The following is a 15141-nucleotide window of genomic DNA, read 5'->3' on the forward strand; positions in this document are numbered from 1 at the left end:
AAGGGGTACCCGAACAGCCCTACAGAAACACGATGTCATCGGCCATGCTAGTAAGCTTCTCGCCGCCTCTGTTGGTAACGGCGAAGGTATTCTCGATGCCGATGACCCCCTGGCCAGGTATGACGAACTTCGGTTCGATGGCGATGGTTTGTCCCGCCTGGAGCGGAACCTTGAACCCCTGGGCCAGCACCGGGAATTCGTCCAACTCCAGGCCAACCCCGTGGCCGACGAATTTCGCGTTTTCCCCAGGAGCCCCCATGTAGTTTCTGCCGAGGCCGGCGGCTTCGGCCATTTCCAACGATCTCGCGAACAGTTCCTCGCAGATTGTCCCCGGCTTGAGGTTTTCCACCAGATACTGCTGTATCCGCAGGGAAGTGGCAAAGGCATGCTCCAGTTCGCCGCTCAGGGAACCGATGACAAAGATACGGGTCATGTCGACGAGGTAACCCCTGAAGATGCCGGCGAAGTCGAGAATGATCGGGGTGCCTTCAGTGATCGTCTCGGTGGAGGCTCCGTAGGGGGAGGCATTGGAGAGGCCGCGGCCCGTGACGGCGCCGTCGAAGAAGCCCGGTTCGGCAGCGGCCACACCCGACACAGCCAGTCCCTGAAACAGCTCCTGGTTGAAAGCGCGCATCCGTATGTATCCTTCACTTCCCGCCTTCCGGAGCCGGCACTCGAACTCCGCGGCAAGGTCAATCTCCCGCATCCCCACCTTCAGGAATGTGGGAACCTGCGTGAAGACTTCACACAGTCGGGAGCCGCTCTCCCGCAACCGTTCCAGCTCCCAGGCCGATTTGACCGACCGGAGTTCCCGGTTGATCCCCGAGATATCCACAAACTCCCGGCCGGGGAGCATCTTGGCGTAGTAGTTGTACTGCTGCACCGGTATGATGTCGAAGGTGAGGCCAACCTTTTTCACATCCTCGGAAAACAGGGTGGGAAATTCTTTGCTGGAGGGGAATGGCCGGGTATCCTCGATGAGGCTTTCCCTGACGGCGCGGGTATAACTCTTGCGCACCAGGAGGAGCGGATTGCCGTCGGCCGGCACCCAAAGGGTAGCGTTCTGGCGGGTGCCGGTGAAGTAGTAGACATCGATGGGAAAGATGATGAGCGCCCCGTCGATCCCCTTGGCGCGCAGTTCCGTCTGCAGTCGGATGATCCGCTGTTCCGATTCCATTTTTGTCATCATCGGTAGTTATCTCCTTCAGAATAGCTGGTATTCAGAGCATCCGGTAGTGGCCGGCGATGGCCTGGTAGCTCCGATACGCCTCCAAGTAGCGGGCATCTTCCCGGTAGGTGGCCGGATAGATGGGGGGCACCGGACGGTGGTTCAGCTCCCGGTCCACGTTCACAAAGGTAAAGAGGCACGAGTTGGAGAGGGCGCTGGCGGTCCGGTCGCGGCTGATCCGTTCGATGCTCGCCTCGACACAGACAAAGCTCTCGTTGGTGTAGACCACCCGGCTGGTGAAGTGGAGCTTGTCCCCCAGGCGCACCGGGTGGAAGAAGTTGATCCGGTTCACCGCCGCGACGATGGAGCGGTCCGGCGCTACCAGTTCCGAGCAGATGGCGGAGAGCTCGTAGGCGCGGCGGATCAGGTAGCCGCCGAAGATCCGCTGGGGAACGTACTCCTGCTCCGGGTACATCCGTTCCCAGGCGTCGGCCACCAGGCGGCCGGCTGGATGGCCGGAGAAGCCGGACTCTTCCTGGGCCCGGTGGAGCCGGTCGAGCATCTCGTATTCCTCCCGACTGGGGGGCTCCCGGAGCGACGCCTGCTGACGGCGGTACTCCTCCCGGCCGGCAATGGCCTTGTCTGCCCGCTGCCGCTCCAGTTCATCAAGGTACTCCAGGGGGGGGAGGGGGATGCTCTCGCTGGCCGCTTCCCCGCCGCGGGCAACCATGGTGAAATAGCAGGAGGCGATGTGGGTGGCGGGGTCGCCGGCATGCTCCACCCGGATTCCCACTTCCAGCGAGGAGCGCCCCACGTGGTTGATCCGGGCATGCATGACAATGTCGCGGTCGACGTCCACCACGTGGCGCGCAAGGATATTGTCGATGGCCGCCGTAACGACCCGCCCTTCGGGGTAAAAGCGCCGCACATAGGCGAGGGCCGTCTGCTCGGCGAGGATGTCGAGCTCTTCCAGTAGCAGGCCGAAGCGGAAATTGCCCGGTATCTCCTCGTCGACCACCATGAAACGCCGGCGGTGCATCGGTTCGCTCCCCAGCGACAAGGTCCGGTAAAGGGAAGTTTCAGTGGGGGTAGTCATGAAATGCCTCCAGGATTAATGAAGATACTTGCTGCATTCAGTTTACCCCGTATTGCTTAATCGTAAAGACCGCGTTGGAGACGGTATTCATTTCCCCAATTGTCAAGGGCGTGAGATTTCGGCCAGATTGTCGTCCCCCGCAGAGCAGTCGCGGAGGCGTAGCAGCGCTACGCCGCACAAGAACGGACCGAGGACGGACGGCACGATGGTCGGAAGCTCGCGCCCGTCTTCACATGTTTCTCCGGTATTTTCCTCCTACTTCGTAAAGCGCATGACTGATCTGCCCCAGGGATGCCACCTTGGCGGTTTCCATGAGCTCGGCAAAGATGTTGCCGCCGTTTACGGCAACCTCCTGCAGTCGCTTCAGCGCCTGTGGTGCCTCATCCCTGTGCCGCTCTTGGAAGGCCCGCAGGTTGGCGATCTGCTGCTCCTTCTCCTCTTTCGTGGCACGGGCCAGTTCCCCTGGCACCTGGTATCCCTCCTCATCGGCACGGGGATTGAGGAAGCAGTTGACCCCGATGATGGGGAGCTCGCCGCTGTGTTTCTTGTGCTCGTAGAGCATGGATTCATCCTGGATCTTGCTCCGCTGGTACTGGGTCTCCATTGCCCCCAGGACGCCACCCCGCTGGTCGATCCGCTCGAATTCACACATCACCGCCTCTTCCACCAGGTCGGTCAACTCCTCGATGATGAAGGAGCCCTGGCAGGAGTTCTCGTTCTTTGCCAGGCCGAACTCTCGGGTGATGATCATCTGGATCGCCATGGCCCGCCGCACCGACTCCTCGGTGGGGGTGGTGACCGCCTCGTCGTAGGCGTTGGTGTGGAGCGAGTTGCAGTTGTCGTAGATGGCCATGAGGGCCTGGAGCGTCGTGCGGATGTCGTTGAAATCCATCTCCTGGGCGTGGAGGGAGCGGCCGCTGGTCTGGATGTGGTACTTGAGCTTCTGGCTCCGGTCGTTGGCGCCGTATTTCTCCCGCATCACCACGGCCCAGATGCGCCGCGCCACCCGGCCGATGACCGTGTACTCCGGGTCGAGGCCGTTACTGAAGAAGTAGGAGAGGTTCGGGGCGAAGTCGTCGATCTTCATACCGCGGGAGAGGTAGTACTCCACGTAGGTGAAGCCGTTGGAGAGGGTGAAGGCCAGCTGCGAGATGGGGTTAGCCCCCGCCTCGGCAATGTGGTAGCCGCTGATGGAGACCGAGTAATAGTTCCGCACCTTCTGCTCGATGAAGTACTGCTGGATGTCACCCATCATCCGGAGGGCGAACTCGGTGGAGAAGATGCAGGTGTTCTGCCCCTGGTCCTCCTTGAGGATGTCGGCCTGCACCGTGCCGCGCACCGTCTGGAGGGTACAGCTCCTGATCTCAGCGTACTCGGCGCCGCTGGGCGTGCGGCCGTTCTTCTCCCGGAACGCGGCCACCTGCTGCTCGATGGCGGCGTTGAAGAAGAAGGCCAGCATCATGGGGGCCGGGCCGTTGATGGTGATGGAGACGCTGGTATTGGGGGCGCAGAGGTCGAAGCCGGCGTAGAGCTTCTGCATGTCCTCCACGGTGCAGATGGAGACGCCGCTCTCGCCCACCTTGCCGTAGATGTCGGGGGGATAGTCAGGGTCCTCACCGTAGAGGGTGACGCTGTCGAAGGCGGTGGAGAGCCGCTTGGCGTCGTCGTCTTTGCAGAGGTAGTGGAAGCGGCGGTTGGTCCGCTCCGGAGACCCCTCGCCGGCGAACTGGCGCTTGGGGTCTTCCTCGGCCCGCTTGAAGGGGAAGACCCCGGCGGTGTAGGGGAAGAGTCCCGGTGCGTTTTCCAGCATGGACCAGCGGACGACCTCACCCCAATCGGCAAAATCGGGGAGGCAGACCTTGGGAATCCGGGTGCCGGAGAGGGTGGTGGTGTAGAGGTCGCTGCGAATCTCCTTGTCCCGTACCTTCGTCACCAGCTGATCCTGGCGGTAGGTTTCCTTCAGGCAGGGCCAGTCGGCGAGGATCTTTTTCGGTTCCTCGTGGAGCTTTGCCTCGTGGAGGGCGATCTGCCTCTCCAGTTCCCCCGTGGCCGGCGAATCGCCCACCACTTCCTTCGCCCCCTGCAGTTGGAAGAGCCGCCGGGCAACGCCGGCTTGCTCCTGCACCCGTTTCCGGTAGCCGCGCACCGTCTGCACGATCTCTCCCAGGTAGTGGATCCGGTCCGGCGGGATGATGTACTGCTTGAGGCTCTCCTTCTCGGTGATGACCAGGTTCGACTGGAATCCCGAGCCCGTTTTGGTGTTCAGGGTTTCCATGAGGGCCCGGTAGAGGACGTTGGTGCCGGGGTCGTTGAACTGGGCCGCGATGGTGCCGAACACCGGCAGCTCTTCGTCGGCCGCCTCGAAGAGGTTGCGGTTGCGCCGGTACTGCTTGCGCACGTTGCGCAGGGCATCCTCGGCCCCCTTGCGCTCGAACTTGTTGAGGGCGATGAGATCGGCGAAGTCGAGCATGTCGATCTTCTCCAGTTGGGTCGGAGCGCCGAACTCGCAGGTCATGACGTAGAGGGAGACATCGGCGATCTCCACGATCCGGGCATCCCCCTGACCGATGCCGCTGGTCTCCACGATGACGAGGTCGAAGCCGGCGGCCTTCACCACGTCGATGGCGTCCTTGATGGCTGCCGACAGCTCCGAGTGGGAATCGCGGGTGGCCAGGGAGCGCATGTAGACCTTGCTGGTGTTGATGGCGTTCATCCGGATCCGGTCCCCCAGGAGTGCGCCACCGGTCCGTTGGCGACTCGGGTCCACCGCCAGAATGGCGACGCTCTTCTCCGGGAAATCCCGCAGGAACCGGCGCACCAGCTCGTCGGTGAGGGAGCTCTTGCCGGCGCCGCCCGTACCCGTGACCCCCACCACCGGGGCGGGGCGGGCCATGGTCCTGATCCTCTCCCGCAGGGGGCCGTAGCCGCCGGAATGGTCGTGAACATCCTGCTCCGCCAGGGTGATGAGGGTGTTGACGGCCCGGATATCCTGGTGCTGGAGCTTGTCGATCTCTTCGTCGATGTTCCGCTGGGGCGCGAAATCGCACTCCTTGAGCATGAAGTTGATCATCCCCTGGAGCCCCATGCGTCGGCCGTCCTCGGGGGAAAAAATCTTGGAGATGCCGTAGGACTCCAGTTCCCGGATCTCGTCCGGGATGATGACCCCGCCGCCGCCGCCGAATATCCGCACCTGCTCCGCACCCCGCTCCCGCAGCTGGTCCTTGATGTACTTGAAGAACTCCAGATGCCCCCCCTGGTAGCAGGAGACGGCGATCCCCTGGGCATCCTCCTGGATGGCGGCGGTGACGATCTCGTCCACGGAGCGGTTGTGCCCCAGGTGGATAACCTCGGCCCCGGAGGCCTGCAGTATACGGCGGATGATGTTGGTGGAGGCGTCGTGACCGTCGAAGAGGCTCGTGGCGGTGACGAAGCGGACCTTGTGGGTGGTTTTGCAGGGTTCAGCTGCGGCGGTATGCATGGATAGACCTCCCAGTTTATTTTTCGACCACAAACTCCCAGGCGCACCAGAAGGCGTCGGGGTGTGCATCTGGCGGACAGGCGATGCAGGATGTCCTGATGCGCGGGTCAACGGTTCTTGCGAATTCGGCGTACTCAACGAGGCCGACGCTCTTGCAGGGAAAATCCGGCAGTCCTTTTCGTTTGCGGGCCGACTGGACCCGGCAGTCGAGCATCCTGAAGACGACCCGATCGTCGCTCTGCTCGATGACATCCTGCAGGTTGAGCCGCGCGTACAGGCGGTGCTTGAGGCACTCCACCAGGGCCGGGATGCCGCCGCCGGGCTGAATCCCGAGGCGCTCCATGATCCGCTTCGCCTCGATGACCGTGAAGTAGCGCCATGCTTCGGTATCCGCATCGATGGCCACGTCGATCCCGTAGCGCTTTTCCACCGCCTGGAACCAGAGGCCGTCGTGGGCGAGCCAGTTCTTGGCGTCATCGACGATGATCCGTATCAGCTCTTCCTTGCTCAGCCCCTGCAGGAGCTGTATTCCCTCGTCGCCGGCACCGATGGGTGCCACGCTGTATCGTTTAAAGTCAGTCTCTGAGCTCATTTGAACACCCCATTACGTTTACGTACGATGTTTATTGTGGGTCGGAAAAACCCCGCGCCAGAGCGCGGGGGTGGACAGCCTAGTGATCCGAAGCCTTAGCTATGCCGAGGCCGGTAATCTTGCCACGAGACGAGCAGATTTATTTCTGAATTTATTTGAAACATACATCTGCTTTACGTTCATGTCAACATTATTTAAAACACTTTTATATAATTACATGAAGTGGCTTGAGAACGCGGTTTCTACGGTAATATGTATATTAGTCGGATTCACGGGAATTGACAGGCAGGGGTAATTGGCGTATTGAATGGTTAATAATTCACGTAAAGGGGAGAAACTATGGCTCCCGAACAAGAAGCCGAGCAGTTGATTACGATTGGTGAAGTGGCAAGAATGCTGGATTTGACCACCAGGACCCTCAGGTACTGGGAGGAGATGGGGGTCATCGAGGCCTCACACCGTTCTGAGGGAGGAAACCGTCTCTATACGCCGTACATGGTCCGACGGATGAAGTTCATCATCAAGCTCAAGGAGTTAGGCCTGACGATCAAGGAGATGCAGGAACTCGGCGCGGCGTACGGCGAGGCAAGGAAGACGGAAAACATGATACCGCGCCTGGTCGAAATACTGGACAGTCATATCAACAAGGTCGATGAAAAGATGGCGAATCTTGCTTCCCTTCGTAAGGATATTGTTGATTATCGTCATCGTATGATCGAGAAATTCAATTTCAGCAAAAAATGACCTCTTGCGGCATAGTCCTTAATGTACTCCTTGAAGTCTTGCGAGCCAGGGTGGTATTACCACTCTCGCCATGTTCTGCACCTCCATCCAAACGTTTCGTCGCGTTGAAGCTACAGGTTATCGTGTCGTCCCGGAGTGTTCATGAAGATATGGATTGATGCGGATGCATGCCCGAGGGTTATCAAGGAGATCGTCTTCAGGGCCTCGGAACGGCTCAGGATTCCAGTCTGTCTGGTGGCCAACAAGAATCTCGCCAAGCACGCAACAAACCTGGTCGAATCCATTGTGGTTGGGGAGGGGTTCGATGTTGCCGATGACTACATAGCAGATCATGCTGCCCCCGAAGACCTGGTGATTACCGCGGACATACCGCTGGCTGCCCGAATCGTCGCCATCGGAGGAGTAGCATTGGATCCCCGTGGGGAACTCTACACCGAGGAGAACGTGGGAGAGCGGCTCTCCATGCGGGATCTGATGATGGAACTCCGGGAGGGAGGCCTCGTGCAGGGGGGGCCTTCCCAGTTCAGCCTGACTGACCGTCAACGGTTTGCTTCATCTCTTGATCGCCTGCTTACCCGGCTGATCAGAGATAAGCGGCCAGTATCCTAGAGAGGCATCTTTTCGCAATGGCACTGCCATCGACTATCTACAAAGCGTCCCTTCAGCTTTCGGACATTGACCGCGGCGTTTACGAATCACTGCAGGCAACGGTTGCCAAGCACCCGTCGGAGACCGACGAGCGGCTTGTGGCGAGATTGCTGGCGTGGGCCATCTTCCACGAACCGGAGTTGAGTTTCACGAAGGGGCTCTGTGTGGGTGAGGAGCCGGATCTCTGGGTGAAAGGGCCCGATGGGCGGGTCCGCTTCTGGGTCGAGGTGGGGCTGCCGGAATCCGACCGCATCATCAAGGCGAGCCGCCACACGGAAAAGGTAGCTCTGCTTGCGTGCGGCAGGGCGCTTGCCAACTGGGACCAGCAGCACCTTCCCCGGTTGACGGGGCTTCCCAACCTTACGGTTGTCAGCCTGGATCAGGCGTTCATCACTACACTGGCAGCGCGGCTGGAACGCTCGATCACCTGGTCAGTGACCATCACCGAGGGAACGGTGTATCTGGAAGTTGACGGCGTTACCCACGAAACCGGCATCCGGATCAAAACAGGGGCCTTGCTGTAGGGTAGTCGTCTGAGAAAGAGGATTCCATGAATCACATAAAGCTCGGTACCACCAATATCTCGATCTTCCCACTCGTGTTCGGCACGCTTCCCCTGGGTCCTCTGCAGGCTGGGCTCTCCCCGTCTGAAGGGGGCCGCCTCATCCGCCATGCCCTGGAGCACGGGGTTACCATGATCGACACCGCGACGCTCTATGATACCTACCCCCATGTGCGGGAAGGAATCGCCGGCTGGCAGGGGGACGTCACGATCGTCACCAAGACTCACGCCAACGACGGACCCACGGCTAGAGCCCATGTGGAGAGGGGGCTGCGGGAGTTGGGGCGGGAGCGGCTCGACATCGTCCACCTCCATGGCGCCCGGGTGGCCGATCCGTTTACCGACAGGGCCGACGTGCTGGCGGAACTGCTGCGGATGAAGGATGAGGGGAAGATCGGCCATGTGGGGCTCTCGTCCCACTACATCTGCGCTATCCGGAAGGCGGCTGACCACCCTGAGATCGAGGTTATCCACCCACTCATCAACCGGACCGGCATGGGAATCCTCGACGGCAGCGCGGCGGAGATGGCGGAGGCCATTGCCGCCTGTGCTAGGGCAGGGAAGGGGGTCTATGCCATGAAGGCGCTGGCGGGAGGGAACCTGATCGCCGAGGCCCGCGCGAGCCTCGCGTACGTGCGGGGTCTTGAAGGGGTCCACGGGGTGGCCATCGGCATGCTCTCCGAGGCGGAGGTGGAGGCGAACATCGCCCTCTTTTCCGGCAACGCCCCCGAGGACGTAGTATGGCGGCAGCTCGAAAGCCGCCGCCGGAAGCTGCGGATCATGGAAAACTTCTGCAAGGGGTGCGGCGGTTGTGTCGATGCCTGCGCCAGCGGAGCACTCACGGTCGTCAACGGCAAGGCGGTCCTCGACGAAGCCGCCTGCATCCTCTGCGGTTACTGCGCCGCTTCCTGTCCCGAATTCATCATCCGGGTGGTCTGACAGTCTCCTCGCTTGCGCATGTCTGTCCGGTCCTTGCTGGTGTGCGGCGGTTATGCTGACGGGAAATTCCGCGTCAGGTGGAGCCGGATCAGGTCTTCGAACTCCGCCTCCCGGTCCCCCTTGTAGACCATTGACGATCCGATCTCGGCGGCGAGAATGGCCGAGAGGTACTTCTGGGGAAGCCGGGCAAGGCGCCGGCGGAACCGGGGCTCATCGGCGATGATCCTGGGCAGGTGCGCCAGTACCGCTCGGCGGAAGATGGGCTGGAGCGCGAGCCCAGGACGCCCCTGGAAGAATCTGAAGAGACGCGCATAGTTCGCGTTGATCTCGGTGCTGAGCGAATCGGATATCTCTGTGCAGAGAAGCCCCGGCTGCTCGCGGCGGCGCCTGAGGATGAGCCGCGCCTCGTCGCCGGCACGCTTTTCAAGGATCTGGAGCACATCGGCTACGTAGCGCTCCTTGTGCTCCAGAAACTCCTTCTCCGAGAAGAGCAGGTTGGCGATGATCTCGTAGGATGAGGAGATGACGCCGCACTTGTTGGCCGAGGCGTCGCGCATGATGCTGATCCCCCTCTTCTGGAGTTCGATCCTGGCCGCCGGTGTTATGAATGAGTTGGCCCCCTCCACGATGGCCCGGGCCGACGGCGTGCCGTCGGCAAGAAAAAAGCGTTCCCAGTTGTCCTTGTCGATGGTCTCGGGACGGCCGCCGGCGGGAATGAAAAGATCAGCCGGGACCGTGAAGACCAGCTCCCCGTACTCCTTGGAGAACTCATCCAGGGAAATCCACTCCTCAACAAGCCCCCTGTCGGTTTTCTCCACTCGGCGGAAAAGTTCCCTCAGTCCTTCGCGGCGGCTTCCGGTCCGGAAAAGCATGAACCCGCCGGAATGAAGCGCCGCCGGGTCGAAGCCGTCCAGATCCTGCTTCAGGAGGATGCGCCCCAACTCCCCGTGATCGGCGCCTGCCGGATCGCAGACCGCCGCGGTGCCGTCAAGGATGAGGGCGATGTTCACCTTCGGCGAGCGCTTCAGAAGAATCCGCAAGGCATTGCCGGCCACGTCGCCGTTGGGGCCACCGGTGAGCTTGAGGGTGAACGGGTCTTTGCGGATGTCTATCCCCAGCTCCTTCATGGTAATCTCGGCGAACTTCACGACCCCCGTGGAGGTCACGCCGTACTCCTTGTGATTGATCCCCACCTTCTTGCTCGACATGATTCCGATGCCGAGCATATAGCCCCGTCGCTTCGACATGGCGGCGATGGTCTCGATCATGGTGTCGTGCATGTTCTCGTCAGGTCCCAGCTCGATCGGCTCGTCCTCCCGGTAGTAGTCCACCACGGCCGGATGCTTGGCCACCCCGTTTTCGGTGGTGAAGATGTCGAGGAAGGCGCCGGTGATGCCGAACTGGAGCTTGTAGAGCCGCCAGGTCTCCACCTCCCGTTCCCGTTCACGCTCCCGCATCAGGTCCGAGGCGTCCAGAAGCGTCACCAGTTTCGATCCCCCCTCGTAGATGTCCTTGTTCTTCAGGTGCTGGGTGTGGGCCAGGACAAAATTTTCGCGGAAAAGGGTGTTGGCATTGGTGACGAGATCGTCAGCGGTGCGGCAGATGACGGTGCGCCAGCCGCCCCGGGCGATGTCGGAGAAGCCGATGTGGTAACCGAAGCCGTAGCGGCTGTAGAAGAAGGTGATCCGGAACGGCATGGCCGGCGGCAGATCGGCGGTGAAGTCGGTACCAAGCTCGGCAAGGTAGGCCGGGTCGAGCCGGAAAGCCAAGGCCTGCTTCTCCCGTACGAAAAAGTTTGTCTTCAGGGTGTGGGTTATGAAGGCAAGGCAGCAACGGAAGATGGTTCGCCGCACTTCGTCCAGGTAGCGGTGGCCGGAGTTGTATTCCGTTACCTCGCGCCGGGTATCGGCGAGGATCTTCTCGTGGTCGGCGTCCCGCTCCTCCACGGCCGGATCGAAGCGGGCGCGGAAGAGCCCGGCCAACTGGAGCGCGATTTCCGGGTGCGCCAGGAACGCGTCGCGCACATCGTCGAGACCGAAACGGTCGGGCTGGTTGTGGGCCAGGTTCGAGTGGCAGAAGGCAATGAAGGCGTTGGTAAGGGTAGCGTCCTCGCCGCTCATGAGGCCGGTGGTGACGAACTCCCGATAGGCGTGGGAGCGGGTTGCCAGGAGCTGGGTGTTGGAGAGTTCTCCTTCGAGCCGGCTGAAGGCCTCCGATCCCCTGGCGAGCACGCCGCCGTCGCGGCGTCGCACGTAAAAAGTGCCGAGGAAGTAGGGGTGGACACCGTTGCTGATGGTAAGGCAGTAGGCCCGGTTCACGCCGAGTCCGAGGCGGTTGAAGACCTCCATTATCTGGAGGAGGAAGTCTTTCTGGGGCGGGTTCCCCACAGCGAAGAAAACCCGCGATTCATGACTGGTACCGCTCTTCTCCATCTCTTCCACGTCCAGATAGAGGCCGCCGCGGCGATTTCCCTCCTGGTAGAGGCGAAGCGCCTGGGCCACCCGGCGCGGGGGCGAGATCCGGACGTAGTTCGCATTGTTAAGCCAGAGGATGCGGAGCAGCCGGTCGAAATCGGCCATGTCGAAGTCGGGGTAGTACTTGCGCAACGCCGCAGCCACCGTTCGCCTGATGCCGATCGGTGTCTCCCCGTCCTTGCCGGCGAGGATCTCCTCGTTGCCCCTGCGGTCAAACTCGAAGCGCTGGATCTCTAGGTTCTGGTCCAGACCCGGGATCGGATCGTCCGAGTGGGCGATCATGGCGTAGGATATCTCCCGCTCATGGATGTGGCGCAGGGTATCGTAGAGAGTGCCGGGCTGGTTGACAATCGCCAGGATAAGGGCCTTTTCCCGGTCGGCCAGGATAAGCCGCCGGTTGTGCCGCAGCGTCCCGAGCTCTCGGGTCAATAGTCCCAGGGCCTCCGGTTCGTCCTTCATGGCAATGAAGAAGTAGGGGTTCAGTTGTTCCCGAAGCCAGAGGCGGTTTTCTGCCCGCTCCGCACTCTGGGGTTTTGAGGCTGCCGATGCCGCGGTCATGGTTTCGAACTCCTTCCGTTGTTCGTCGGTAGCGCCCGTAGTGAGCGCAGCCACATGGTATCAGTATACATGGTTTCAGGGGAAGAGGCATTCACGGGACAGCTTCGAGCGACGGGATCGGAATTCCAGGAGGGATGAAGGGGCGGTGAAATGGGAAAGGCCGCAAAATGCGGCCTTTCCCTTGTTGCGCAGAATGTCGGCCGAATCTCAGATGGCCGAATTGTGTTCATTTACCTCATAGGGGTCGTATGGCGCCTTGTCATTGGCGACATGGGACGCTGCCGTCTGGTGCATCAGTTGATGCAGGGCGGCAATGGCCTGGGATATGTTCTGTCCCACCCTTGCGTCATGATTGAGCGCATAGGCCTTTTCCATGGCCTGCAGCGCCGTTCCGAGGTAATACCTCGGCAGTTGGTCGGAATCAAGCATGTTGTTGCCTCCCTTTCCGTTTCGGCATCCCTGTGGGCCGATACAGGTTCAGATATCCCAGTTTGCGATCTTCATGGTGCCGTTCTTGGCCAGGTTCACCTGCATCTTGAAGACCCGGTCAAGGAGCTGCGGTTCGTGGCCGGCTTTGCGGGCCAAACACTCTTTCGTCGCGATTTCGAGGTACTCCCGGAGCAGCGGCTTGTAGTCCGGGTGGGCGCACTTGTCGATGATGAGCTTGGCGCGGCTTTTCGGATCGAGTCCCCTCAGGTCGGCAAGCCCCTGCTCCGTGACCAGCACGTCGAGGTCGTGCTCGGTGTGGTCAACGTGCGGCACGTGCGGCACCACGCAGGTGATGCCGGTCGGGTCGGTCTTGCTGGGGCGGGCCGACGGCGTGTGCATGATGGAGAGATAGGCGTTGCGCAGGAAGTCGCCGGAGCCGCCGATGCCGTTAATCATCCGGGTTCCCCCCACGAGGGTGGAGTTGGCGTGGGCGTAGATGTCGAATTCCACGGGGGTGTTCATGGCGATGCAACCCAGGCGCCGGATCGGCTCGGGGTGGTTGGCGATGGAGAGAGGACGCATGATCACCTTGTTGCTGTACTTCTCCCAGTTGCCATAGAAGCGCTTGAAGCCATCCACCGAGAAGGAGAGGGAGACCGTGGAGGCGAAATCCAGTTTCCCCGAATCGAAGAGGTCGAGCATGGTGTCCTGCAGCACCTCGGTCCAGACCTTGAGACCCGAGAACGGTCCCTTGGCCAAGCCACCGATGACGGCGTTGGCGATGGAACCCACGCCAGACTGGAGCGGCAGGAGGTTTTTCGGCAGGCGGCCTTCCTTTACCTCGAACTGGAAGAAGTCGAGGATGTTGTTGGCGATGGCCGCGGAGGTGTCGTCCTGCTCGCTGAAGGCACGGCCGTTGTCGGGGTGCTGCGATTCGACGATGGCGACGATTTTGTCGGTGTCGATCCGGACATAGGGCGAGCCGGCACGGTCGTCAACCCGGCTGAGGAGGTAGGGGAGGCGGTTGGGGGGATTGACCGGGTCGACGATGTCGTGGAGCCCTTCGTAATTCGGGATGGCGGTGTTGATCTCGATGATGATCCGGTCGGCAATCTGCACGATCTCCGGCACGGCGCCGCAGGAAGCGGTCAGGACGAGGCCGCCGTCCTCGGTGATGGCGGAGCATTCGATGATGCCGATGTCGAGACGGCCGCCATTGTCCTTGGTGTAGAAGCCGTAGCCCAAGTCTTGGGCGAACATGGAGAGGTGCTTGTCCCCCATGCGGATGCGCCCTTCGTTGATGCCGGCCTGGATGTTTTTGCCGGTTTGGTAGGGCCAGCGGCGGTCGATCATGTCAAGGGATGCCCAGCGGTCTTCGGTCTCGACGCCGACGGAGGCGCCGATGAAGAGGTTGAATCTCATCTTCCCCTGAAGCTGGTTCTTCTCCACGTAATCCGCAAGGGCGATGGGTATTGCTTTCGGGTAGCCGGCAGGGGTGAAGCCTGACCAGCCGAGATTCATCCCGTGCTTGAACAGGGGGATGACCTCTTCGACCTTCCTGATTCTGTCGTGCAGACTCTTTCTTCTTATCCTGTTGAGCAATTCAGACATCTACTTACATCCTCCTTCTCCTGGATATTGGTGCCTGGCGTATCAGTGTGAGTGCTGTGCCGGCCCTGAAATCGACAATTGAATGACTGAAAACAAACGTTCGTTCGATACCCATCATAACAGACACGACGATTACGGCGCAATAATTTATGCAGATGTCGTGTCAATTAAATTGGCTTTAGAAAGGGACTTTGCTACTCTTTGCGGCACTCACATCAACACGGGTAGGGAGTGAAATGACAAGACCGGACTGCCGCAGCAAATTGATGGAAGTGGGGACACAGCTCTTTGCCGAACGGGGATTGAACGGCGTCAGCATCAGGGAGCTGTCCCACGGGGCCGGGGCCAGCATCTCCATGGTTTCCTACTATTTCGGCGGGAAGGAAGGGCTGTATTCGGCGGTGTTGCAGGAGCAGTTTGCCTGCTTTGACCAGATCGGGGAAATCATGGAGCAGCATGCAGGCCCCGTGGACAAGATCGAGGCCTACATCCGCTGGACCATCCAGCGGCACCGGAACAACCCCTATCTGCTCCGGTTCTACACCAGCGAACTCACCAACCCAACCTCCTACTTCCCCCGGATCGTTGCGCCGGCAATCGGCAAGGTCATACGGATTCTCGTGAAGGTTGTCGAGGAAGGGATCCGCGAGGGGGTGTTCAGGCAGGATGCCCACGCCGTCAATGCGGCGCTGGCCCTTGCGGGCATGGTCAACTACTATTTTCTCAGTACCCTTGCCACTGAAGATCTCATCAGCCATTCACCCGAGCAGGATGAGCAACTTATTCACCAGTACCGGGAGATTTTCACGCGTGGCATATTGGCTCCCGCACCGTAGGCTGTA

12 protein-coding genes are annotated in these 15141 nt (G+C 60.7%); 5 read left to right on the plus strand and 7 right to left on the minus strand.

Annotation, left to right across the window (positions count from 1 at the left end):
• Positions 1 to 19: 19 nt before the first annotated feature.
• The 4 genes from KJB29_RS03595 to KJB29_RS03610 form a co-directional block, all read right to left on the minus strand.
• On the minus strand, positions 20 to 1189 hold the full coding sequence (locus KJB29_RS03595; protein ID WP_215733426.1) for a M24 family metallopeptidase: 1170 nt from the start codon (positions 1187 to 1189) through the stop codon (positions 20 to 22).
• A 31-nt stretch (positions 1190 to 1220) separates the two neighbouring features.
• Positions 1221 to 2264: an acyl-CoA thioesterase gene (locus KJB29_RS03600; RefSeq protein ID WP_215733427.1), complete on the minus strand. Its 1044-nt coding sequence runs from the start codon at positions 2262 to 2264 to the stop codon at positions 1221 to 1223.
• A 229-nt stretch (positions 2265 to 2493) separates the two neighbouring features.
• Complete coding sequence (gene icmF, locus KJB29_RS03605) at positions 2494 to 5742, minus strand: fused isobutyryl-CoA mutase/GTPase IcmF (protein WP_215733428.1); 3249 nt, start codon at positions 5740 to 5742, stop codon at positions 2494 to 2496.
• 16 nt (positions 5743 to 5758) lie between these two features.
• Positions 5759 to 6334, minus strand: coding sequence for a DUF6125 family protein (locus tag KJB29_RS03610; RefSeq protein ID WP_215733429.1), 576 nt, complete (start codon positions 6332 to 6334; stop codon positions 5759 to 5761).
• A gap of 339 nt (positions 6335 to 6673) precedes the next feature.
• Here KJB29_RS03610 and KJB29_RS03615 point away from each other — a divergent pair, with 339 nt between their 5' ends.
• The 4 genes from KJB29_RS03615 (at position 6674) to KJB29_RS03630 (ending at position 9227) form a co-directional block, all read left to right on the plus strand.
• The gene (locus tag KJB29_RS03615; protein WP_215733430.1) at positions 6674 to 7078 is read left to right on the plus strand and encodes a helix-turn-helix domain-containing protein; all 405 of its coding nucleotides are present in this window, start codon (positions 6674 to 6676) and stop codon (positions 7076 to 7078) included.
• 141 nt (positions 7079 to 7219) lie between these two features.
• A complete protein-coding gene (locus tag KJB29_RS03620; protein ID WP_215733431.1) occupies positions 7220 to 7687 on the plus strand; it encodes a YaiI/YqxD family protein in 468 nt (155 codons plus the stop codon).
• Between the two features lie 17 nt (positions 7688 to 7704).
• Entirely contained in the window at positions 7705 to 8250 is a 546-nt protein-coding gene (locus tag KJB29_RS03625) for a YaeQ family protein (RefSeq protein WP_215733432.1), read from the plus strand.
• Positions 8251 to 8276: 26 nt separating this feature from the next.
• A complete protein-coding gene (locus KJB29_RS03630) occupies positions 8277 to 9227 on the plus strand; it encodes an aldo/keto reductase (RefSeq protein ID WP_215733433.1) in 951 nt (316 codons plus the stop codon).
• 50 nt (positions 9228 to 9277) lie between these two features.
• Here KJB29_RS03630 and KJB29_RS03635 read toward each other — a convergent pair whose 3' ends face one another.
• The 3 genes from KJB29_RS03635 to scpC all read right to left on the minus strand — a co-directional run bounded on the left by KJB29_RS03635 (position 9278) and on the right by scpC (position 14299).
• On the minus strand, positions 9278 to 12259 hold the full coding sequence (locus KJB29_RS03635) for an NAD-glutamate dehydrogenase domain-containing protein (RefSeq protein ID WP_215733434.1): 2982 nt from the start codon (positions 12257 to 12259) through the stop codon (positions 9278 to 9280).
• A 207-nt stretch (positions 12260 to 12466) separates the two neighbouring features.
• Positions 12467 to 12688 carry a hypothetical protein gene (locus KJB29_RS03640; RefSeq protein ID WP_215733435.1) on the minus strand — a complete coding sequence of 74 codons (222 nt, stop codon included), beginning with the start codon at positions 12686 to 12688 and terminating at the stop codon, positions 12467 to 12469.
• Between the two features lie 48 nt (positions 12689 to 12736).
• Complete coding sequence (scpC, locus tag KJB29_RS03645; protein WP_215733436.1) at positions 12737 to 14299, minus strand: succinyl-CoA:acetate CoA-transferase ScpC; 1563 nt, start codon at positions 14297 to 14299, stop codon at positions 12737 to 12739.
• 236 nt (positions 14300 to 14535) lie between these two features.
• Between scpC and KJB29_RS03650 the strand changes: the two genes are divergently transcribed.
• The gene (locus KJB29_RS03650) at positions 14536 to 15135 is read left to right on the plus strand and encodes a TetR/AcrR family transcriptional regulator (RefSeq protein ID WP_215733437.1); all 600 of its coding nucleotides are present in this window, start codon (positions 14536 to 14538) and stop codon (positions 15133 to 15135) included.
• The last annotated feature ends 6 nt before the right edge of the window (positions 15136 to 15141 follow it).

The organism is Geobacter grbiciae (assembly GCF_018531165.1).
GTDB lineage: Bacteria > Desulfobacterota > Desulfuromonadia > Geobacterales > Geobacteraceae > Geobacter > Geobacter metallireducens.